The sequence below is a fragment of the Streptomyces sp. NPDC004788 genome (assembly GCF_053601115.1).
In genome coordinates this window covers 1-19,881 of the sequence record NZ_JBSGBF010000060.1, presented here as the reverse complement: position 1 = coordinate 19,881, position 19,881 = coordinate 1, and the positions used below count along the sequence as shown (strand labels likewise).

General features: G+C 72.8%; 19 protein-coding genes and 1 tRNA gene. 13 read left to right on the top strand and 7 right to left on the bottom strand.

The annotated features are described in order from the left end of the window. Nucleotides 1-227: 227 nt before the first annotated feature. The gene (locus tag ACWEJX_RS24320) at nt 228-503 is read left to right on the top strand and encodes a hypothetical protein (protein ID WP_389206487.1); all 276 of its coding nucleotides are present in this window, start codon (nt 228-230) and stop codon (nt 501-503) included. A gap of 62 nt (nt 504-565) precedes the next feature. Then, nucleotides 566-2,383, top strand: coding sequence for a glutamine--fructose-6-phosphate transaminase (isomerizing) (gene glmS, locus ACWEJX_RS24315; RefSeq protein WP_451609519.1), 1,818 nt, complete (start codon nt 566-568; stop codon nt 2,381-2,383). A gap of 126 nt (nt 2,384-2,509) precedes the next feature. On the opposite strand, the gene ACWEJX_RS24310 is transcribed toward glmS, so the two are convergent. Together ACWEJX_RS24310 and ACWEJX_RS24305 are read right to left on the bottom strand one after the other, a co-directional pair. Next, the gene (locus ACWEJX_RS24310; protein WP_451609518.1) at nt 2,510-3,070 is read right to left on the bottom strand and encodes a GPR1/FUN34/YaaH family transporter; all 561 of its coding nucleotides are present in this window, start codon (nt 3,068-3,070) and stop codon (nt 2,510-2,512) included. Nucleotides 3,071-3,267: 197 nt separating this feature from the next. Continuing rightward, complete coding sequence (locus ACWEJX_RS24305; protein ID WP_403792631.1) at nt 3,268-3,789, bottom strand: universal stress protein; 522 nt, start codon at nt 3,787-3,789, stop codon at nt 3,268-3,270. A 346-nt stretch (nt 3,790-4,135) separates the two neighbouring features. Between ACWEJX_RS24305 and ACWEJX_RS24300 the strand changes: the two genes are divergently transcribed. From ACWEJX_RS24300 to ACWEJX_RS24255, 10 genes are all read left to right on the top strand, one after another. Beyond that, entirely contained in the window at nt 4,136-4,588 is a 453-nt protein-coding gene (locus ACWEJX_RS24300; protein ID WP_451609517.1) for a hypothetical protein, read from the top strand. Between the two features lie 307 nt (nt 4,589-4,895). Next, nucleotides 4,896-6,077: a helix-turn-helix domain-containing protein gene (locus ACWEJX_RS24295; protein ID WP_451609516.1), complete on the top strand. Its 1,182-nt coding sequence runs from the start codon at nt 4,896-4,898 to the stop codon at nt 6,075-6,077. Between the two features lie 113 nt (nt 6,078-6,190). Beyond that, nucleotides 6,191-6,793 (top strand): oligoribonuclease, encoded by a 603-nt coding sequence (gene orn / locus ACWEJX_RS24290; protein WP_451609515.1) that lies wholly within the window; start codon nt 6,191-6,193, stop codon nt 6,791-6,793. Between the two features lie 139 nt (nt 6,794-6,932). Then, nucleotides 6,933-7,005, top strand: a tRNA-His gene (locus ACWEJX_RS24285). A gap of 60 nt (nt 7,006-7,065) precedes the next feature. Then, on the top strand, nt 7,066-8,379 hold the full coding sequence (locus ACWEJX_RS24280) for an ABC transporter substrate-binding protein (RefSeq protein WP_451609514.1): 1,314 nt from the start codon (nt 7,066-7,068) through the stop codon (nt 8,377-8,379). 25 nt (nt 8,380-8,404) lie between these two features. After that, nucleotides 8,405-9,292: a carbohydrate ABC transporter permease gene (locus tag ACWEJX_RS24275; protein WP_451609513.1), complete on the top strand. Its 888-nt coding sequence runs from the start codon at nt 8,405-8,407 to the stop codon at nt 9,290-9,292. Then, on the top strand, nt 9,292-10,116 hold the full coding sequence (locus tag ACWEJX_RS24270; RefSeq protein WP_451609512.1) for a carbohydrate ABC transporter permease: 825 nt from the start codon (nt 9,292-9,294) through the stop codon (nt 10,114-10,116). Before ACWEJX_RS24275 ends, ACWEJX_RS24270 begins: the two co-directional genes overlap by 1 nt. Nucleotides 10,117-10,252: 136 nt before the next feature. Then, a complete protein-coding gene (gene aspT / locus ACWEJX_RS24265) occupies nt 10,253-11,935 on the top strand; it encodes an aspartate-alanine antiporter (RefSeq protein ID WP_451609511.1) in 1,683 nt (560 codons plus the stop codon). Between the two features lie 32 nt (nt 11,936-11,967). Further along, on the top strand, nt 11,968-13,614 hold the full coding sequence (locus ACWEJX_RS24260; protein WP_451609510.1) for a bifunctional aspartate transaminase/aspartate 4-decarboxylase: 1,647 nt from the start codon (nt 11,968-11,970) through the stop codon (nt 13,612-13,614). 16 nt (nt 13,615-13,630) lie between these two features. After that, nucleotides 13,631-13,999: an alpha/beta fold hydrolase gene (locus ACWEJX_RS24255; RefSeq protein ID WP_451609509.1), complete on the top strand. Its 369-nt coding sequence runs from the start codon at nt 13,631-13,633 to the stop codon at nt 13,997-13,999. Nucleotides 14,000-14,201: 202 nt separating this feature from the next. Here the strand turns inward: ACWEJX_RS24255 and ACWEJX_RS24250 are convergent, their stop codons facing one another. The 3 genes from ACWEJX_RS24250 to ACWEJX_RS24240 form a co-directional block, all read right to left on the bottom strand. Continuing rightward, nucleotides 14,202-15,701: a glycoside hydrolase family 18 protein gene (locus ACWEJX_RS24250; RefSeq protein ID WP_451609508.1), complete on the bottom strand. Its 1,500-nt coding sequence runs from the start codon at nt 15,699-15,701 to the stop codon at nt 14,202-14,204. 154 nt (nt 15,702-15,855) lie between these two features. Beyond that, the gene (locus ACWEJX_RS24245; RefSeq protein ID WP_451609507.1) at nt 15,856-17,238 is read right to left on the bottom strand and encodes a sensor histidine kinase; all 1,383 of its coding nucleotides are present in this window, start codon (nt 17,236-17,238) and stop codon (nt 15,856-15,858) included. Further along, a complete protein-coding gene (locus tag ACWEJX_RS24240; protein WP_451609506.1) occupies nt 17,235-17,945 on the bottom strand; it encodes a response regulator transcription factor in 711 nt (236 codons plus the stop codon). Before ACWEJX_RS24240 ends, ACWEJX_RS24245 begins: the two co-directional genes overlap by 4 nt. A 43-nt stretch (nt 17,946-17,988) precedes the next feature. On the opposite strand from ACWEJX_RS24240, the gene ACWEJX_RS24235 reads away from it, so the two are divergent. Beyond that, entirely contained in the window at nt 17,989-18,543 is a 555-nt protein-coding gene (locus tag ACWEJX_RS24235) for a hypothetical protein (RefSeq protein WP_451609505.1), read from the top strand. A 126-nt stretch (nt 18,544-18,669) separates the two neighbouring features. Here ACWEJX_RS24235 and ACWEJX_RS24230 read toward each other — a convergent pair whose 3' ends face one another. Further along, nucleotides 18,670-19,536, bottom strand: coding sequence for a spermidine synthase (locus ACWEJX_RS24230; RefSeq protein WP_451609504.1), 867 nt, complete (start codon nt 19,534-19,536; stop codon nt 18,670-18,672). Between the two features lie 33 nt (nt 19,537-19,569). Continuing rightward, nucleotides 19,570-19,881 (bottom strand): hypothetical protein (locus ACWEJX_RS24225; RefSeq protein ID WP_451609503.1); only part of this gene is annotated, 312 nt, incomplete at its 5' end.

Sequence of the window (19,881 nt, the reverse complement as noted above, 5' to 3'; positions counted from 1 at the left end):
CCCATAGCCCGGGCCCCCCCCCGGGGCCGTCACGCAACCCCGCCGGGCCCGCGCCTTCGCGCGGGCGCCCGGCACCGCTGGCGGAGCGCGCCACCCGGCTGAGAGCCCCCGTTCCGAGGGGAAGGTGTAGACCAATTACCCCGTTCGGACGCGTGATCAGGCTCTCTTCTGCCCGAAATCGGGCAGGATTCTTGCAATGACCCGGGGGTACCCCGCAAGATTCACTGGTGCTCGAACGCCGACCGTCGCACGACGACCTCATCGACCACCTGGTCCGCAGCACCGCGCTCCAGCGCGGTGAGGCCGCCCGGGTGGTGCTCGACGTGCTGGCGTACTTCGACGAGTCGGCGGAGGAGTTCGTCCGGCGCCGCCACCGCGAGCTGCAGTCCGGCGGCGCGGTGAACGCCGAGATCTTCGAACGGATCGCGGCCGAGCTGCCGCACCGCGCCGTGGCGCCGCCGGAGCTCTCGCTCCGGCAGCTGCGCCGCATCGTCTACGGCTGACAAGGCCGCAACGGCCGCCACGGCCGAGCACACCCAACAGACCTCGGAGGGGTAACACCTTTATGTGCGGAATCGTCGGTTACATCGGCAAGCGCGACGTCGCTCCCCTGCTGCTCGAAGGACTGCAGCGGCTGGAGTACCGGGGTTACGACTCCGCCGGCATCGTCGTCACCAGCCCCAAGGCCGCCGGCCTGAAGATGGTGAAGGCCAAGGGCCGGGTCCGCGACCTGGAGGCCCGCGTGCCCAAGCGTTTCGCGGGCACGACCGGCATCGCGCACACCCGCTGGGCCACCCACGGCGCCCCGAGCGACGTCAACGCGCACCCGCACCTCGACCCCGAGAACAAGGTCGCCGTCGTCCACAACGGCATCGTCGACAACGCGGCCGAGCTGCGCGCCAAGCTGGAGGCCGACGGCGTCGTCTTCGCGTCCGAGACCGACACCGAGGTGATCACCCACCTGATCGCCCGCTCCCAGGCCGACACCCTGGAGGAGAAGGTCCGCGAGGCCCTCAAGCACATCGAGGGCACGTACGGCATCGCCGTCATGCACGCCGACTTCAACGACCGCATCGTGGTGGCCCGCAACGGCTCCCCGGTCGTCCTCGGCATCGGCGAGAAGGAGATGTTCGTCGCCTCCGACGTCGCCGCCCTGGTCGCCCACACCCGCCAGGTCGTCACCCTCGACGACGGCGAGATGGCCACCCTGAAGGCCGACGACTTCCGCACGTACACCACCTCCGGCGCGTCCACCAACGCCACCCCCGAGACCGTGGAGTGGGAGGCCGCCTCGTACGACATGGGCGGCCACGACACGTACATGCACAAGGAGATCTCCGAGCAGCCCGACGCGGTCGACCGCGTGCTGCGCGGCCGGATCGACGACCGCTTCTCCACCGTGCACCTCGGCGGCCTGAACCTGGACGCCCGCGAGGCCCGCTCCATCCGCCGGATCAAGATCCTCGGCTGCGGCACCTCGTACCACGCCGGTCTCATCGGCGCCTCCCTCATCGAGGGCATGGCCCGCATCCCGGCCGACGCCGAGCCGGCCTCCGAGTTCCGCTACCGCAACCCGGTCGTCGACCCCGACACCCTCTACATCGCGGTCTCCCAGTCCGGCGAGACCTACGACGTGCTGGCCGCCGTCCAGGAGCTCAAGCGCAAGGGCGCGCGGGTCCTCGGCGTCGTCAACGTCGTCGGCTCCGCGATCGCCCGCGAGGCGGACGGCGGCGTGTACGTGCACGCCGGCCCCGAGGTCTGCGTCGTCTCCACCAAGTGCTTCACCAACACGGTCGTCGCCTTCGCGCTGCTCGCGCTGCACCTCGGCCGCATCCGCGACCTGTCCGTCACCGACGGCAAGCGGATCATCGAGGGCCTGCGCAGGCTGCCCGGCCAGATCGAGGAGATCCTCAAGACCGAGGACGAGATCAAGAAGCTGGCCAAGGAGTACGCGGGCGCCCAGTCGATGATGTTCATCGGCCGCGTCCGGGGCTACCCGGTCGCCCTGGAGGCCTCCCTCAAGCTGAAGGAGATCTCCTACATCCACGCCGAGGCGTACCCGGCCTCCGAGCTGAAGCACGGCCCGCTCGCCCTCATCGAGCCGGCCCTGCCGACGGTCGCGATCGTCCCCGACGACGACCTGCTGGAGAAGAACCGCGCCGCCCTGGAGGAGATCAAGGCCCGCAGCGGCCCGATCCTCGCGGTCGCGCACCAGCCGCAGGAGAAGGCCGACCACACCATCGTGGTGCCGAAGAACGAGGACGAGCTGGACCCGATCCTGATGGGCATCCCGCTCCAGCTCCTCGCGTACCACACCGCGCTCGCCATGGGCCGCGACATCGACAAGCCGCGGAACCTGGCCAAGTCCGTCACGGTCGAGTAGCGGGACCGCCGGGCCTGTCCCCCGGCCCCCCGCCCACCGGGCCTGTCCCCCGGTGGTCGACCGGACACGAGAGCGGCCCTCGTCCATCCCAGGTGGACGAGGGCCGCTCTTTCGCGCCGTTACGGATCAGCTCGCCGCCGCCGCGCGGGAACCGCGGGCCAGGGAGGTCGGCCAGCCGGCCACCGCCGCCGTGGCGCCGTACCAGGCCGCGAGGCCCGCGACCGCGGCGACCCAGCCGCCGGCCTTGCCGAGGCCCGCGTTGTCGGCGAAGGCGCCGATGCCGAGCAGCAGCAGGGCGACGAAGAGGAGCCCGTACACGCCCTGGCCGAACAGTCCGCTGCCGCTCGCGGCCATCGTCAGCGTGAGCGCCAGGAGCGCCCACAGCAGCAGGAAGAGTCCGGTGGCCTCGGCGGAGGCGTGGGCGCCGACGGCGGTGCCCCACGTGAACCAGAAGGCTCCGAGGGCCGAAAAGGCCGTGCCCTCACCGGTGTTGCCGGCGCGCAGGGCCAGCAGGCCGACGAGGAAGAGCGCGACACCGCCGACCCAGGTGGCGAGCCCGCCGGCGTCCGCCGCGCCGACGTGGTCGACCACGCCGGTGGAGCCGATGCCGAAGGCCAGCAGGGTCAGTCCGAGTGCGAGGTTTCCGAGGGTGGAGGTGGTGTTTCCCGCGGCGGCTTCGTTGGACACGGCGGGCTCCCTTCAGGTGTGCAGTTGTACTGCTTGGACTGCTTTGTTCCGGTGCTCTTTATGTACCCTTCACAAGCGCACAATTCACCTGAGGAAGGCCGAAATTATGGCCGGAACAAGGGAGTTGGGAGAGGCTCCTGTGACTCAACTCGCGGGACAGCCGGCGGGACGGCCCGGGTGACGGCCGCGGGCCCGGGCTACGGGATCACGACCACCGGGCGCTGCGCGCGGCGCGCCAGCCGGCCGGCCACCGAGCCGAAGATCCGGCCGACGATGCCGTGCGTCCCGCCCACCACGATCGCGTCGGCCGCGTACTCCTTGCCGACCTCCTCCAGCTCGTGGCAGATGTCGCCACCGCGCTCGACGAGGATCCACGGCACCTCGGAGAGATGGTCCGCGCAGGCCAGCTCCAGGCCCAGGACCTCGGTGCGGTGGTCCGGCACGTCGACGAAGACGGGCGGCTCGCAGCCGGCCCACACCGTGGTGGGCAGCCGGTTGGCGACGTGCACGATGATCAGGCCGGATCCGGAGCGGCGGGCCATGCCGATGGCATAGGCGAGGGCGCGCTCACTGGACGTCGAGCCGTCGAAGCCGACGACGACACCGTGCCGGAAGGCCGGGTCGCAGGCGTGACGTGGCTGTTCCACCGCGAGGGGGTCGACCGTGGAGTCGGCGACGCGCTTGCGGTCCGCGGGTTCGGGGAATTCGTGACCGGCCATCGGTGTCTCGGCGAAGAGGGTCCTGACGGGAGGGACGGAAAGGACAGGGAGCGGAACAACGGTTGGCTGTTGGCTTGGCTGCGGAGCTGTGTCCGGGAATCATCTTCCCAAGCCCATACCCCCAAGGGTACGGCGACACTCCTCCCGAGCCCAGGGACGCCGCCGGGGTCCCCTCACGGCGCTCCATACGGCGCTCCAGGAGAATGCACGAGCCCCGCGCGGAGCGCAATGCCGGTTGTGCCCTACAGGTGTCCGTACGGGGGCCAAACGGACGTGTCCCGCAGTGACCGGAACGTTCCGCTCCTCGTTCCCACAGGTCAACGCCACCGTCGCAGGGAGCCCGCCCGTGCCTTCACCGTCACCCGCCGACACCCGGCTCGACCTCCACGCCGTCCGCGACGTCCACACCGCGGAGACGGTCACCGCCGTGATCGCGCCCCCGGGCCCCCGCGCGCGCCGCCGGGCGCCGGAGCCGCCCCACCCGGGCGGCGCGGGCGGCGGCGCGGGCGCCGGTACGGACGCCGGCCAGGGAGCAGGCGCGGGCGGCGGTACGGGGTCCGGCGCGGGCGGCCCCGCGGGCGAGGCGGCGAACGACGTCGTGCGGTGGGGGGTCTTCTGCTGTGTGCTCGTCCCGGTCGTGCTCGTGGTCTACGGGACGAGCCTGGGCGGCGCGGCCGGCGCCGCGCTCGGGCTCGCCGCCGTGACGGCCGCCTGCCGGGTGCTGCTGCGCCGGGCGGAACGCGGGCTGCGGGCCGAGGGGTCGGACGCGGGGGACAGGCGGGACCACTCGCGGAGTTGACATGCTCGTACAGCCGATCCCGTATGTTTTCAGCCAACTTCCCGGGATCATCCGAACCTTGGCCGAAGTACGCTCAACCCGCATAGGGCCAGGCATGACCGCCCTCGACCGCCGCCGGCGATCGAACGCTTCGCGCCAAGTTGCCATGTCGACAATGTGCCGGAAGGAGAAGTTGTCACGACGGCGCCACGGGACGCAGTAGATTCGATCATGGATACCGAAGACTGGGGTCTCGCGCAAAACCGAGGGGAAACGTGGCACATCCACATGACCAGGGAGACGCCAACACCGAGGGGGGCTTAGCGTCATGAGCCAGGACTCCGTCGCACCGGAGGCACGGAAGCTGTCCGGGCGCCGCCGTCGCGAAGTCGTCGCGGTACTGCTGTTCAGCGGTGGCCCCATCTTCGAGAGCTCGATCCCGCTCTCCGTATTCGGCATCGACCGCCAGGACGCGGGGGTGCCGCGCTATCGGCTGCTCGTATGCGCCGGTGAGGAAGGGCCCCTGCGGACCACGGGCGGCCTCGAACTCTCCGCGCCGTACGGCCTGGAGGCGATCAGCCGGGCCGGCACCGTCGTGGTGCCCGCCTGGCGCTCGATCACCTCGCCGCCGCCGCCGGAAGCGCTCGAAGCGCTCCGCCGGGCGCACGAGGAGGGGGCGCGGATCGTCGGCCTGTGCACGGGCGCGTTCGTGCTCGCCGCGGCCGGGCTGCTCGACGGCCGGCCGGCGACGACGCACTGGATGTACGCGCCGACGCTCGCGAAGCGCTATCCGTCGGTCCACGTGGACCCGCGGGAGCTCTTCGTCGACGACGGCGACGTGCTGACGTCCGCCGGGACGGCGGCCGGAATCGATCTGTGTCTGCACATCGTGCGGACCGACCACGGCACGGAGGCCGCGGGCGCCCTGGCGCGCCGGCTGGTCGTCCCGCCGCGGCGCAGTGGCGGCCAGGAGCGCTATCTCGACAGGTCTTTACCCGAGGAGATCGGCGCCGACCCGCTCGCCGAGGTCGTCGCCTGGGCCCTGGAGCACCTCCACGAGCAGTTCGACGTGGAGACGCTGGCGGCCCGTGCGTACATGTCACGGCGGACCTTCGACCGCCGCTTCCGCTCGCTGACGGGCTCCGCACCGCTGCAGTGGCTGATCACCCAGCGGGTGCTCCAGGCGCAGCGGCTGCTCGAGACCTCCGACTACTCGGTCGACGAGGTCGCGGGCCGCTGCGGCTTCCGTTCGCCGGTGGCCCTGCGCGGGCACTTCCGGCGGCAGCTCGGCTCCTCGCCGGCCGCCTACCGTGCCGCGTACCGAGCCCGGCGGCCGCAGGGCGAGGGCGGCGGTCCGGCGGTGCTCGACGCGGTCGTCCCGGCGCAGGCCCAGGCCGGCGCCGCGCCGCTGGTCCGCCGCCCGGGCGGTCCGCTGGACCCGGGCAAACCGGCCTCGGACGCCTACAGCCCGAGCCGCCCGGCCCTGCCGGGCCAGCGCAGCGCCCCGTAAGGGGCCACGAGAACCGCGCGCGCCACAAGCCGCGCAGCCAGGAAACCGAAGGGCTCCCCGGGACACCACCCGAGGGGGCCCTTCGGCCTTGCTTCGGCCATAAGGTAGGACGCATGAACGATCGCATGGTGTGGATCGACTGCGAGATGACCGGGCTCTCGCTGACGGACGACGCACTCATCGAGGTGGCCGCGCTGGTCACCGACTCGGAACTGAACGTGCTCGGCGAAGGCGTGGACATCGTGATCCGCCCGCCGGACGCGGCCCTGGAGACCATGCCGGAGATCGTGCGCGAGATGCACACGAAGTCCGGGCTGCTCGACGCGCTCGCCGAGGGCACCACCCTCGCCGACGCGGAGGCCCAGGTCCTCGCGTACATCCGCGAGCACGTGAAGGAGCCCGGCAAGGCTCCGCTGTGCGGGAACTCGGTCTCGACCGACCGCGGCTTCCTCTCCCGCGACATGCCGGCCCTGGAGGCGCACCTCCACTACCGGATCGTCGATGTCTCCTCGGTCAAGGAACTGGCCCGCCGCTGGTACCCGAGGGCGTACTTCAACAGTCCGGAGAAGAACGGCAACCACCGGGCCCTCGCGGACATCCGCGAGTCCATCGCCGAGCTCCGCTACTACCGCGAGGCGATCTTCGTCCCGCAGCCCGGCCCCGACTCGGAGACCGCGAAGCAGATCGCGGCCCGCCATGTGATCAGCGGCGAATAGCCCCCGTCGGCGGCGTGCTCGCGCCCACCGCACCCGGGTCGGAACCCCGCCCGGGAAACGTGTGCGCGAGCACCCCCCAGAACCCTGTAGACTTCTTCTCGGCCGGTCAGGGAAGCCCTCGGGCAGATGACCGGTCGTGGTGGGTATAGCTCAGCTGGTAGAGCACCTGGTTGTGGTCCAGGATGTCGCGGGTTCGAGTCCCGTTACTCACCCTGAGTGTCGAGGCCCCGGTTCGGAAGAACCGGGGCCTCGATCGTTTACGCTCCGGGACTGTGCGCCGCGTCACCGCCGTACTCGCCCTCCTCCTGCTGGCCGCGCTCAGCGCCTGCGCCACCGATCCGCCGTCCGGACCAGCCGCCGCCCACGAGAGCGGTCGCGTCGATCCCGCCGGGCGGCCCGTCACCCTCACCGTCGGCGTCTTCGGGTCCTTCGGGCTCCAGGAGGCCGGCCTCTACGACACGTACATGCGGCTGCACCCGGACGTCGCGGTGCGGCAGACGTCCATCGAGCGCAACGAGAACTACTACCCGCAGCTCCTCACCCATCTCGTCACCGGCTCCGGGCTCGCCGACGTGCAGGCCGTGGAGGTCGGCAACGTCGCCGAGGTGATCGCCACCCAGGGCGACCGGCTCGTCGACCTGGGAAGGGTCCCCGGAGTGGAGCGGCGGGCGTTCCTGCCGTGGAAGTGGGCGCAGGGGACGGGGCGGGACGGGCGCACGGTGGCGCTCGGGACGGACATCGGGCCGCAGGCGGTCTGCTACCGCAGGGACCTGTTCGCGCGGGCCGGGCTGCCGGCCGGGCGGGAGGAGGTGGGACGGCTGTGGGCCGGGGACTGGCGGCGGTTCCTGGCGGTGGGGCGGCGGTTCGCCGCGCGGGCGCCGGAGGGGACGGCGTTCACGGACTCGGCGTCCGGGGTGCTCGCGGCGGTCGTGAGCAGCGGGCGGCGGCGCTTCTACGACGAGCGGGGCGCCCTCGTCATCGGTACCGACCCGGCCGTACGGGAGGCCTGGGACCTGGCGGCGGCGTTCGCCCGGCAGGGTCTGACGGCCCGGCTGCAGCAGTTCACGCCCGGCTGGGACCAGGGGTTCGCGAACGGGGCCTTCGCGGCCGTGGTCTGCCCGGCGTGGATGCTGGGCTACATCCAGGACAAGGCGGGCCCGGCCGGGAAGGGCCTGTGGGACGTGGCGGCGGCGCCCCGGCCCGGCAACCGGGGCGGCTCGTTCCTGGTCGTGCCGAAGGCGGGCCCGCACGGGGCGGAGGCGGCCCGGCTGGCCGCCTGGCTGACCGCCCCGGCCCAGCAGGCGCGGGTCTTCGCGCGCCGGGGCAGCTTCCCGAGCGCCTCCGCCGCGCACGCCCTGCCGGCGGTGGCGGCGGCCCGCCATCCGTACTTCGGCGACACCCCGGTGGGCGCGATCTTCGGCGCGGCGGCCCGCGGGGTGCCGTCGGCGCCGATCGGGCCCAAGGAGGGCCTGGTCGCGCAGCTGCTGACCGACGGCGGCATGCTCCTGGTCGACCAGACGGGCCGCGACCCGGACGAGGCCTGGACGGACGCGCTGCGGTCCATCGACAACGCCCTGGACCGGTGACGCGGTGACGACGAAGAGGAGGTCCGTGGAGCGCTGGGTGCCGTACGGGTTCGTCGCGCCCTTCTTCGTCCTCTTCGGCGCCTTCGGGCTCTTCCCGCTCCTCTACACCGCCTGGGCGTCCCTGCACCGCGTCGAGCTGACGGCGCTCGACCGCCCGGAGTGGGTGGGGCTGCGCAACTACACGCGCCTCGCCGAGGACCCGTTCTTCTGGAACGCGCTCGGCAACACCGTCGCCATCGGCCTGCTGTCGACGGTGCCCCAGCTGCTGCTCGCGCTCGCGGTGGCGCAGCTGCTCGACGTACGGCTGCGGGGGCGGGCGTTCTTCCGGGTGGTGGCGCTCGCGCCGTACGCCACCTCCGTGGCCGCGGCGACGCTGGTCTTCGCGCTGCTCTTCGGGCGCGACCACGGCCTCGTCAACTGGGTCCTCACCGGCCTCGGCATCGCGCCCGTCGACTGGCAGAACGGGCCGTGGGCGTCGAAGGCGGCCGTGTCGGCGATCGTGGTGTGGCGGTGGACCGGCTACAACGCGCTGATCTACCTCGCCGCCATGCAGACCGTGCCGCGCGAGCTGTACGAGGCGGCGGCGCTCGACGGGGCCTCGCGGTGGCGCCAGTTCGTGCACGTGACGCTGCCGGGGCTGCGGCCGGCGATCCTGTTCACGGTGGTCGTGTCGACGATCGGGGCGACGCAGCTGTTCGGCGAGCCGCTGCTGTTCGGGGCGGACGCGGGGGCGTCGGGCGGGGCGGACCACCAGTTCCAGACGCTCGGTCTCTATCTGTACGAGCAGGGCTGGGTGAACCTGCATCTGGGGCGGGCCTCGGCGATCGCCTGGGTGATGCTGCTGCTCCTGGTCGTGACGCTGGGCGCGGCCCGGCTCGTACGGCGCGTCAGGGCGGCGGGGGCGGTGGCCTGATGGGCGCGAAACGGTCCGCCTGGCCCGCGTACCTCCTGCTGACGCTCTTCGCGGCGGGCTCGCTCTTCCCGCTGCTCTGGGCGGCGGTGGCGGCCTCGCGGACGACGACCCGGCTCGCGCACACCCCGCCGCCGTTCCGCCTCGGCCGGAACCTGCCGCGGAACCTGGCGCTCGCCTGGACCGACGCGGGGCTCGGCGCCGCGCTCGCCAACACGACGGTCGTGGCGGGCCTGGTCGCGGCGGGCACGGTGCTCGTGTCGACGCTGGCCGGGTTCGCCTTCGCGCGGCTGCGGTTCCGCTTCCGGGGCGGGCTGCTCGCGCTCGTGGTGGGCACGATGCTGATCCCGCCGCAGCTCGGGGTCGTACCGCTGTATCTGCTGGTGGCCCGGATGCGGTGGACGGACGAGCTGCAGGCGGTGGTGCTGCCCGGTCTGGTGTCGGCGTTCGGGGTGTTCTTCATGCGCCAGCACCTGCTGCGGGCGCTGCCGGCCGAGCTGGTGGAGGCGGCGCGGGTGGACGGGGCGGGGGCGCTGCGGGTGGTGTGGCACGTGGTGTTCCCGGCGGCGCGGCCGGCGATGGCGGTGCTCGGGACGCTGACGTTCGTGGCGGCGTGGAACGACTTCTTCTGGCCGGTGCTGGTGCTGACGCAGACGGGGAGTCCGACGGTGCAGGTGGCGCTGACGGGGCTCGGGCGCGGCTACATCCCGGACCAGTCGGTGGTGATGGCGGGTGCGCTGCTCGGGACGGTGCCGCTGCTGCTCGTGTTCGCGGTGCTCGGGCGGCAGATCGTGGGCGGGGTGATGCAGGGCGCGCTCAAGGAGTGAGCGGCGGCATCGGGTGCGGACCGTTCGGCCGTCATCCTTTCGGCGCCGCGCCACGATCGGCGTGATCATCCCCCTGCTAGCGTCGCCATATGTCCGATATGCGCATATCGCGCCCCTCGTTCGGCGGTGAGGGCGCATGGGAGTGATCAAGGACCACCCCGAACTCGCCATCTTCCTCTGCCTCGGCCTCGGCTATCTCGTCGGCAAGCTGCGGGTGGGCCCCATCACCCTCGGCGGCATCTGCGGCACGCTGATCGTCTCGCTGCTGCTCGGCGCCTGGACCGAGGTGCAGGTGTCCGGCGACGTCAAGACCGTCTTCTTCGCGATCTTCATCTTCGCCCTCGGCTACATGGCCGGGCCCCAGTTCTTCGCCAACCTGAACCGCAGGAGCCTGCGCTTCTTCACGCTCTGCGGCATCGAACTGGTCTCCGTCGTCGCCATCGCCCTCGGCCTCGCCAAGGCCTTCGACCTCGACGTCGGCACCGCCTCCGGCATCCTCGCGGGCGCCGCCACCGAGTCCGCGGTCGTCGGCACCGCCACCGAGGCCATCGGCAAGCTGGACGGCCTGACCGCCCAGCAGATCACCACGTACCAGGGCCATGTGGCCACCGCGTACACGGTCTGCTACCTCTTCGGCCTGGTCACCATCGTCATCTACACCAGCCAGCTCATGCCGATGATGCTGCGCATCAACCTCCGCGACGCCTCCCGCGCCCTGTGGGAGCGGATGCGCGGCGGCGACGGCGGCCTGGAGGCCGGCGAGCGCGACGCGCTGCCCGGCATGGTGGGCCGCACCTTCCTGGTCACCCGCGCCGACGGCGCCACCGTCTCCCAGGTGGAGCGGCAGAACGGCAGCCGGGTCACCGTCGAGGCGGTGAAGCGCGGCAGCAAGGTGCTGACCCCGCCCCCGCCCGACTTCGAGCTCACCCTCTCCGACCTCGTCCTGATGGTCGGCCGGCGGGCCAACATCATCGAGGCGGGCCGGCTCGTCGGCCCCGAGACCCCCGCGGTCCCCGGCCTCGACACCCCGCTCGCCAGCAGCCAGGTCTCTCTCACCCACAAGTCGGTGTCCGGCAAGACCCTCGACACCCTGACGAAGGAGCACCCGGAGTTCGCCGACAGCGGCGTGTACGTCACCGAGGTGATGCGCGGCGACCAGGTGCTGCCCGCGACCCCCGACACCGCCGTGGAGCGCGGCGACGTGCTGACCCTCGTCGGCGCCCGCTCCGGGCTCGGCAAGCTGGTCGCGAAGATCGGCTCGGTGGTGAAGAACGACGCCACCGACTTCGTCTACCTGGGATTCGGCATCGTGGCCGGCTCGCTCATCGGCCAGATCGTCGTCAGGTTCGGCGACGTGCCGCTGTCCCTCGGCACCGGCGGCGGCTGCCTGGTCTCCGGACTGCTCTTCGGCTGGTTCCGCTCCCGCAGCCAGACCTTCGGCGCCTTCCCGCCGCAGGCCGCCGCCACCCTCAAGGACATGGGCCTCGCGGTCTTCATCGCCTGCACCGGACTGGTCTCCGGCCCGCAGGCGGGACCGCTGCTCAAGGAGTACGGGGCGCTGCTGCCGTTCGCGGGCATCGCCATGGTCCTCGTCCCCGCCACGCTCTCGCTCTTCGTCGGGCGCAGGCTGCTGAACATCGAACCACCGCTGCTCATCGGCGCCATCGCGGGCCAGCAGTGCTCGACCCCGGCCATCACCTCGGTCACCCAGGTCGCCCAGAGCTCCGTGCCGATGCTCGGCTACACGATCACCTACGCACTGTCCAACTTCCTGCTCCCGCTGACCGGCCCGCTGCTCGTCGGCATCCTCGGCGCCTGAGGAACCGACCACCCACGTGACGGAGTGCCCCCGTGCCCAAGACCACCTTCTCCCGAGACCAGATCAGGTCCTTCGCGCAGCTCTCCCCGTTCGAGCTGAAGGACGAGTTCATCACCCTCGCGCGGGCCACCCGGCCGGCGAACGACGGCCAGAAGCACAAGGCCCAGATCCAGATGCTCAACGCCGGCCGCGGCAACCCCAACTGGACCGCGACCGGCCCCCGCGAGGCCTTCCACGCCCTCGGCTACTTCGCGATCGCCGAGTCCCGCCGCGTGTGGACCGCCGACGACCTCGGCGGCATGCCGCAGCCGGCCGGCTCGGGCGCGCGCTTCGACACCTTCGTACGGCAGCACCCGGGCCTGCCCGGCATCGAACTGCTGCAGAAGAGCGTCGAGTACGCCGTCGCCCGCTTCGGCTTCGACAAGGACGCCTTCGTGCACGAGCTCGCCGACGGCTCGATCGGCGACAACTACCCCGTCCCGGACCGGATCCTCAGCCACACCGAGCAGATCGTCCGCGGGTACGTCGAGGACGAGCTGTTCGACGGACGGCCGCCGGCCGGGAACGTGTCGTACTTCGCCACCGAGGGCGGCACGGCGGCGATGTGCTACGTCTTCGACTCCCTCATGAAGAACGGGATCCTGAGGAAGGGCGACCGGATCGCCCTGATGGTGCCCGTCTTCACGCCGTACATCGAGATCCCCGAGCTCGACGCGTACGAGTTCGACGTCGTCCGGATCGAGGCCTCGCTCTTCGCCGAGACCGGCGTGCGCGAGTGGCGCTACCCGACCGAGGAGGTCGCCAGGCTCGCGGACCCGTCGATCAAGCTGCTCTGCCTGGTCAACCCCTCCAACCCGCCGTCGCTCGCGCTGAGCGGACGGGTCGCGCAGCAGATCAAGGAGATCGTGGCGAGCCGGAACCCCGACCTCGTCATCGTCACCGACGACGTCTACGGCACCTTCGTGCCCGGCTTCCGCTCCCTCGCCGCCGACCTGCCGCACAACACGCTGCTCGTCTACTCGTACTCCAAGCACTACGGCGCCACCGGCTGGCGGCTCGGCGTCATCGGCCTCAACGACGACAACGTCATCGACCGCATGATCGCCCGCCTGCCCGCGGCGGAGAAGGCGCGCCTGAACAAGCGGTACGGCACCCTCTCGCTCGAACCGGAGAAGATCCGCTTCATCGACCGCCTCGTCGCCGACTCCCGCCAGGTCGCCCTCAACCACACGGCCGGGCTCTCGCTGCCGCAGCAGGTCATGATGACCCTCTTCTCGCTCTTCGACATGCTCCCGGAGGGCCAGGCGTACAAGGAGCGCGTCCGCGCCATCGTCCGGCAGCGCCTCGAACTCCTCCTCGAAGGCGCCCGCATGAAGATCGCCGACGACCCGAAGCGGGCCGGCTACTACATCGAGCTCGACCTGCTCGCGGAGGCCGAACGCGTCCACGGCAAGGACTTCGCGGACTTCCTGGAGAAGAACTACGAGCCCGTCGACCCGCTGTTCCGGCTCGCCGAGCAGACGAGCGTGGTGCTCCTGAACGGCGGCGGCTTCGACGGACCCGAGTGGTCGGTCCGGGTGTCGCTGGCGAACCTGGACGACCTGGACTACCTGAAGATCGGCCACCATCTGCGGGCTATCTTCGACGACTACGCGGAGGAGTGGCGGACCACTCGGTGATGCAGGTGGGGGGATCGTGATCACGACGGACGACGGGGTACGGCTCTGGGCCGAACGCACGGGCCCGGGGGACTCGGAAGGCTCGGAGGGCTCGGGGCCGTGCGCGCGGCCGGCCCTGGTGCTGTGCCATGGCGGACCCGGCCTGTGGGACATGTTCGGACAGGTGGCGGCCGGGCTCTCGGACGTGTACGAGGTGCACCGCTGGGACCAGCGCGGCTGCGGACGGTCCGAGGGCGGCGCGGGCCCGTACACGGTGGAGCGGGCGCTGCCGAGGGTGCAGCGGGTGACGCTGAAGGGGGCGGGACACATGCCGTGGGCGGAGGACTGGGAGGGGTTCCGGGCCGCCGTGGCCCCTGAAGTCCGGACTGCCCCGAAGGGCGAGTGAGCCGAAGGGGTGCGCCGGGGAACAGTCGCGAGCGCGCGGAGGCCGGTGAGGAACGAGCCGGCCGAGCACGGTCGGGGCTGTGAGTCCGGCTCAAGCGCCCCGGAGGGGAACCGAGCCACGAAAAGAGGGGAGCGCGCCCCGGACGTGGTGGGGTGGAACGTCCGGGGCGCGCGGCGTGGGGGGACCTTGGGGTCCGTACGGGCTACTTGTACGCCGCGAACGCCTTCGTGAACGCCAGCGGCTGCTGGAGGATCGACGAGCAGGTCGGGTCCGCGTAGGTCACCGCGCCCGACGCGCACTGCTTGTCGCGGGCCGCCGACCACATCGACAGCCGGCCGATCCCCTTCGACCTCGCGAAGTCCACCAGCTGCGTGGCGTCGTCGACGCGGAAGGTCTCGGAGCTGACGTCGTTGACGCCGATCATCGGCGTGACGGCGACGGCCTTCCAGGCGGCCGCGTCGGACAGGCCGAGCACGCCCTTGATCTGGGCCTGGGTGGCGGTCGCGGCCTGGATCGCGTACGTGCCCATGTCGGCGCTGTACGCCGGGCCGTAGTCCATGGCCATGATGTTGACGGCGTCGACGCGGACGCCGTTCCGCTTCGCGTCGGCGAGCAGGTCCACGCCCGGCTGGGTCAGGCCCTCCGGCATCACCGGCAGGGTGAAGGAGACGTCCAGGCCGGGGTGGGCCTTCTGGAGCTGGGCGACGGCCTGGGCGCGGCGGGTGTTGGCGGCGGTGTCCGGGAGGGCCGCGCCCTCGATGTCGAAGTCGAGCTTGGTGAGCCCGTACCGGTCGACGACCTTGCCGTACGCGCCGGCGAGCGCCGTGGCCGTGGAGCAGCCCTGCGCCAGCTCCTGCCCGGCGGCGCCGCCGAAGGAGACCCGGACGTCGCCGCCCTTGGCCCGCAGGGCGCCGATCTGGGCGGCGACCTTGTCGGAGCCGAGGTCGGTGACGCCGCCCCACAGCGGGGCGCAGCCGCCGCCGGAGGTGATGAAGGCGAGGTTGAACTCCTTGACGCCGGTCTGGTCGGCGGTGCCGAGGAGGTCGTACGCGGGGTAGAGCGAGGTGTCGACGTACGGGGCGTACCGGGCGCCGCCGGTGGAGGGCGCCGGGGGCGTGGTGGGCGGCGCGGTCGGGGCCGGGGTCGTCGGCGCGGGCGTCGCGGTCTTCGTGGGAGTGGGCGTCGCCGTCTTCGTGGGAGTCGGGGCGGGCGTCGTCGGCTGCGTGGTGGGGCGGCCGCTCGGGGTGGGCGTCGGGCCGCCGGCCGAGCACGTGGCCTTGTTGATGAGGCAGTTGGCCGGGTCGCCCGCCGCGCCGCCGCTCGCCGAGGTCACGAAGCCGACGGTGACGGACTGGCCGGGTGCGAGCTCCTTGTTCCAGCTCGCGGGCGTCACGGTGACGTGCCGGCCGGAGACGGTGTGCTCGCCGTTCCACAGGGAGGAGATCGTCGTCCCGGCCGGCAGGTCGAACTCCAGCGTCCAGCCCCCCGACTGGACGCTGGAGGTCTCGTTGGTGACGACGTACTGGCCGGTGTAGCCGCCGGTCCAGGAGCTGGTCCTGGTGTACGCGGCGCCGACGGCCGCGGCCTGCGCGGTGCCGGTGAGCGCGAACGCCGCGCCGCCGACGACCGCCGCGGCGACGACCGCTCCGACGGCCTTGGTCCGGCCGCTCGTCCTGCGCCGGTGCGTACTGCTGCTGCCCATCGCGTGCCTGCCTCTGCCTACCGGGGGTGGGGTGCGGCAGCACGCTAGCGAGCGGGAAACGGACAAATGCCCGGGACGGGGCCCCGGTTGGGATTCTTAGGGTCCGCTTAAGGAAGGCATCGGGCGTACGAAAGGTTCGGCGGGGCCGGGGGCGTCACGCCCCGCGGCCGCGGCGCCGTCCGCGCCGGCCCCCGCCCGTACCGGCTCCGCGGCCGTCGAGCCCGATCCAGATCCGTACCTCCGTGCCGCCGAGCACCGAGTGCCCGATGCGGACGTCGCCGCCCGTCGACTCGGCCATGCGGCGCACGATGTCGAGGCCGAGACCGGTGGAGCCGTCGCGGCCGCTGCCCGCGCCGCGGGCGAGCGCGGCGGCCGGGTCGGGGATGCCGGGGCCGGCGTCGGAGACCAGGATGATGACGGCGTCGTCGCCGTTGTGGAGGTCGACGGAGAAGGCGGTGCCCTCCGGCGTGTGCCGGAAGACGTTGCCGAGCAACGCGTCGAGCGCGGCGCCGAGTTCGGGGCGGGCGACCGGGATGCGGACCGGGCGTTCGATGCCCGCGACCCGTACCTTGCGGCCCTCGTCCTCGGCGAGCGCGGACCAGAAGTCCATCCGCTCGCGCACCACCTCGGACGCGTCGCAGCCGGCCGCCGCGATCGCCGTCACCCCGGTCTGCGGCTTGGCCTCCCTGGCCGTACGGATGATGGTGTCGACCTCGCGCTCCAGCTGCTCGACGGCGGCCCGAGTCTGCTCGGCGGCCGGGCCCGAGCCGAGCGAGGCCGCGTTGAGGCGGAGCACGGTGAGCGGGGTGCGCAGCCGGTGCGAGAGGTCGGCGGCGAGCTCGCGCTCGTTGGCGAGGAGCCGCACCACCTGGTCGGCCATCGAGTTGAAGGCGACGGCTGCGGACTTCAGCTCGGGCGGCCCCTCCTCGCGGACCCGGGCACCTAGCCGGCCCTCGCCGAGTTCGTGGGCGGCGCGGGCGAGCCGCTGGGCGGGCCGGACCATGCGCACGCCGAGCCGGTCGGCGACCGCGACCGAGCCGACGATCAGGGCCACGCCGACCAGGGCGAGGACCAGCCAGGCGGTGGCGACGCCGTTGCTCACCTCGCCCTCGGGCACGAACAGTTCGACGACGGCGACCTGCCCGGAGCTGACGGCCGTGGGCTGGAGCAGCACCGAGCCGCCGGGCACCTCGGCGATGGTGGCGCGGCCGAGCGCCCGGGTGGTGGCGAGGTCGTCGTCGCCGGCCCGCCGGGTGCCGATCTCCTCGCCCCTGCCGCCGGGTTCACCGGGCGTCGCGGGCAGATGGACGGCGAGCCGGCCCTCGGCGCCGTCGTCGGTCGTGGCGACGGCCCGTTCGAGCTGTTCGTGGTCGGTGGTGATGGCGAGGACCGGGGCGAGTCCGGCGGCGCGCCGCTCGGCGTTGGAGAACGCCCGGTCGCGGGCCATCTCCTTGACGACGAGCCCGAGCGGCACGGCGAAGGCGACCACGACCATGACGGTGACCGCGAGGGCCACCTTGACCAGCGCCCATCTCACGGCAGGTACTCCTGGGGTCCGGCGGGCGGCTCCAGCTTCACGCCCACCCCGCGCAGGGTGTGCAGATAGCGCGGCCGCGCCGCCGTCTCGCCCAGCTTCCGCCGCAGCCACGACAGATGGACGTCGATGGTCTGGTCGTCCCCGTACGCCTGCTGCCACACCTCGGCGAGCAGCTCCTTGCGGGACACGACCACGCCGGGGCGGCCGGCGAGGAAGGCGAGCAGGTCGAACTCGCGGCGGGTCAGGTCGAGCGGCGCCCCGTCGAGCGCCGCCTGCCGGCGCAGCGGGTCGATGGCGAGCCCGCCGACCCGGAGCTCCCGCGACGGCGCCGCCCCGCCCGCGCCGGACCGGGCGCGGCGCAGCACCGCCGCCATCCGCGCGGACAGGTGCTCCACCGAGAAGGGTTTGACGAGGTAGTCGTCGGCACCGTCGTTGAGCAGCCGGACGATCTCCGCCTCGTCGTCGCGGGCGGTGGCGATGATCACCGGCACGTCGGTGATCCCGCGCAGCATCTTCAGCGCCTCGGCGCCGTCCAGGTCGGGCAGTCCGAGGTCGAGGACGACCACGTCGAAGCGGAGATGGGCGACCTCGCGCAACGCCTCCAGGGCCGTGCCGACGCTCCTCACGGTGTGGGACGCCTCGGTCAGATGCCGGATGAGGGCGGAGCGCACGAACTGGTCGTCCTCGACCACGAGCACACTTGCCATGGGCGGCACCGTACGCCATTCGGGGGACACCGGGGATGGCAGTATGTGCGCGATGCGAAGAGGACTGGTTCACGTGCTGGCGTGGTCGCTCGCCACGGGCGCGGCGGTCACGCTGTCCTGGTGGGGCGTGCACACCGTACTGGCCGGCACGGTGTACGACCCGCCGCTCGCGCTGCCCATCCCGTCCGGCACCTCCGGCGCGGGCGGCACCGACGAGGTCGGCACCGCCGCCTCGGCCACCGCCCCCGTGAGCCCGTCACCGTCCGCCCCGACGCCGACGGCCGCCCCGAGCACCGCCCGCCCGTCGAAGGCGGCGACCGCTCCCCCGCCGCGCCGCACCGCCACGCCGAAGCCGTCGGCGGGCACGAGCGGCAGCGTGAAGAGCTACGGGACGGACGGCGGCCGGGCCGTCTTCGACCTGGGTCCGTCCTCGGCCGAGCTGGTGAACGCGACGCCCGAGGCGGGCTGGCAGATGCAGGTGTGGAAGCAGCCCACCTGGATCCGGGTGACCTTCACCAAGGACAGCCGGGAGATCTCCGTCTTCTGCGTGTGGCACGACACCGCGCCGCGCGTGGAGATCGACGAACGCGCGGTCTGACCGAACCTGCCGGCCGGCCGGGCTGACCGAACCTGCTGTCCGACAGCGCCGCCCGAACGCGCTGTCCGTACCCGCTGGCGCCGACCGCGCCCCGCGACCGCCGCGCCGACCGAACGCGCTGTCCGGCTAACGGAAGACCGCGGCCGGCGGTACGGGTGAGGGCTTCGCGCTCGCGTCGGTGACCGGCGCCGCGCCGCCCGTGAAGTCGGCGAGCGCCCGCCCGTGCTCGACCCGCCCCGGGTGCGGATCGGTCGCCACCCGCCGGGTCAGCTCGGCGACCGGCAGCTCCCGGTCCGAGGCGAGCAGTACGGCGTTGCCGAAGCGGCGGCCGCGCAGCACGGTCGGGTCGGCGATGAGCGCCAGCTCGGGGAAGACGGTGGCGGCGGTGGCGATCTGGCCGCGCAGATGGGCCAGCGGCGGGCCGTCGGCGAGGTTGGCCGCGTAGAAGCCGCCGGGCCGCAGCACCCGCCGTACCTCCGCCAGGAACTCCGTGCTCGTCAGGTGCGCCGGGGTGCGGGCCCCGCTGAACACGTCCGCGATGATCAGGTCGGCCCAGCCGTCCGGCACCTTGCCGAGCCCGGCGCGGGCGTCCGTGGAGCGCACCCGGATCCGGGCGCCGGCGTCGAGCGGCAGTTCGCGGCGCACCAGCTGCACGAGCGGCCCGTCCAGCTCCACGATCTGCTGCGTCGAGCGGGGGCGGGTGGCCGCCACGTACCGGGCGAGGGTGAAGGCGCCGCCGCCGAGGTGCACGGCCTGGACGGGCTTGTTCGGCGGGGCGACGAGGTCGGCGATGTGGCCGAGGCGCCGCTGGTACTCGAAGGTGAGGTGCGCGGGGTCGTCGAGGTCGACGTGCGATTGCGGGGCGCCGTCGATGAGCAGCGTCCAGCCGCGCGGCCGCTCCCGGTCGGGTATGAGCTCGGCGAGCCCGCCGTCGACGGTCTCCACGACCGCCGCGGTCCCGGCCGCCCGCTCCCGCTGCTTGTTCCTTGCCACGAGCCCATTATCAGCGGATGCGCCGGGTGGGCCCTATCGGCAGCCGTCCGCCGCCTCGATCAGCCGGGCGGCCTGGCCGAGGGCCTCGCGCAGCATCACCGGGTCGGTGACCTCGCCGCCGGTGCCGGGCGGCAGGAGCCAGTCGGCGGGACGCGGGGTGGCGCCGTCCGGGCCGGGCAGCTCGGGCGGGTCCGGCAGGCGCAGACCGCGCCCGTCGGTCCGGGTACAGGCGCTGCCCGGCATGTCCCAGGCCGCGGCCGTGCCGGGCGGCACCAGGAAGCCGAGCGTGTCGCAGGCGCCGTCGTGCAGCACCGGGCCGACCGCCGGCGCGACGCCGCGGCGGTC

Excerpts from the sequence above, each read along its gene's own strand:
- ACWEJX_RS24305 (WP_403792631.1), bottom strand. The coding sequence starts at position 3,789 with ATGGCCGGTCACGAATTCCCCGAACCCGCGGACCGCAAGCGCGTCGCC.
- ACWEJX_RS24295 (WP_451609516.1), top strand. The coding sequence starts at position 4,896 with ATGAGCCAGGACTCCGTCGCACCGGAGGCACGGAAGCTGTCCGGGCGC.
- ACWEJX_RS24240 (WP_451609506.1), bottom strand. The coding sequence starts at position 17,945 with ATGGCAAGTGTGCTCGTGGTCGAGGACGACCAGTTCGTGCGCTCCGCC.
- ACWEJX_RS24270 (WP_451609512.1), top strand. The coding sequence starts at position 9,292 with ATGGGCGCGAAACGGTCCGCCTGGCCCGCGTACCTCCTGCTGACGCTC.
- orn (WP_451609515.1), top strand. The coding sequence starts at position 6,191 with ATGAACGATCGCATGGTGTGGATCGACTGCGAGATGACCGGGCTCTCG.
- glmS (WP_451609519.1), top strand. The coding sequence starts at position 566 with ATGTGCGGAATCGTCGGTTACATCGGCAAGCGCGACGTCGCTCCCCTG.
- ACWEJX_RS24250 (WP_451609508.1), bottom strand. The coding sequence starts at position 15,701 with ATGGGCAGCAGCAGTACGCACCGGCGCAGGACGAGCGGCCGGACCAAG.
- ACWEJX_RS24235 (WP_451609505.1), top strand. The coding sequence starts at position 17,989 with ATGTGCGCGATGCGAAGAGGACTGGTTCACGTGCTGGCGTGGTCGCTC.
- aspT (WP_451609511.1), top strand. The coding sequence starts at position 10,253 with ATGGGAGTGATCAAGGACCACCCCGAACTCGCCATCTTCCTCTGCCTC.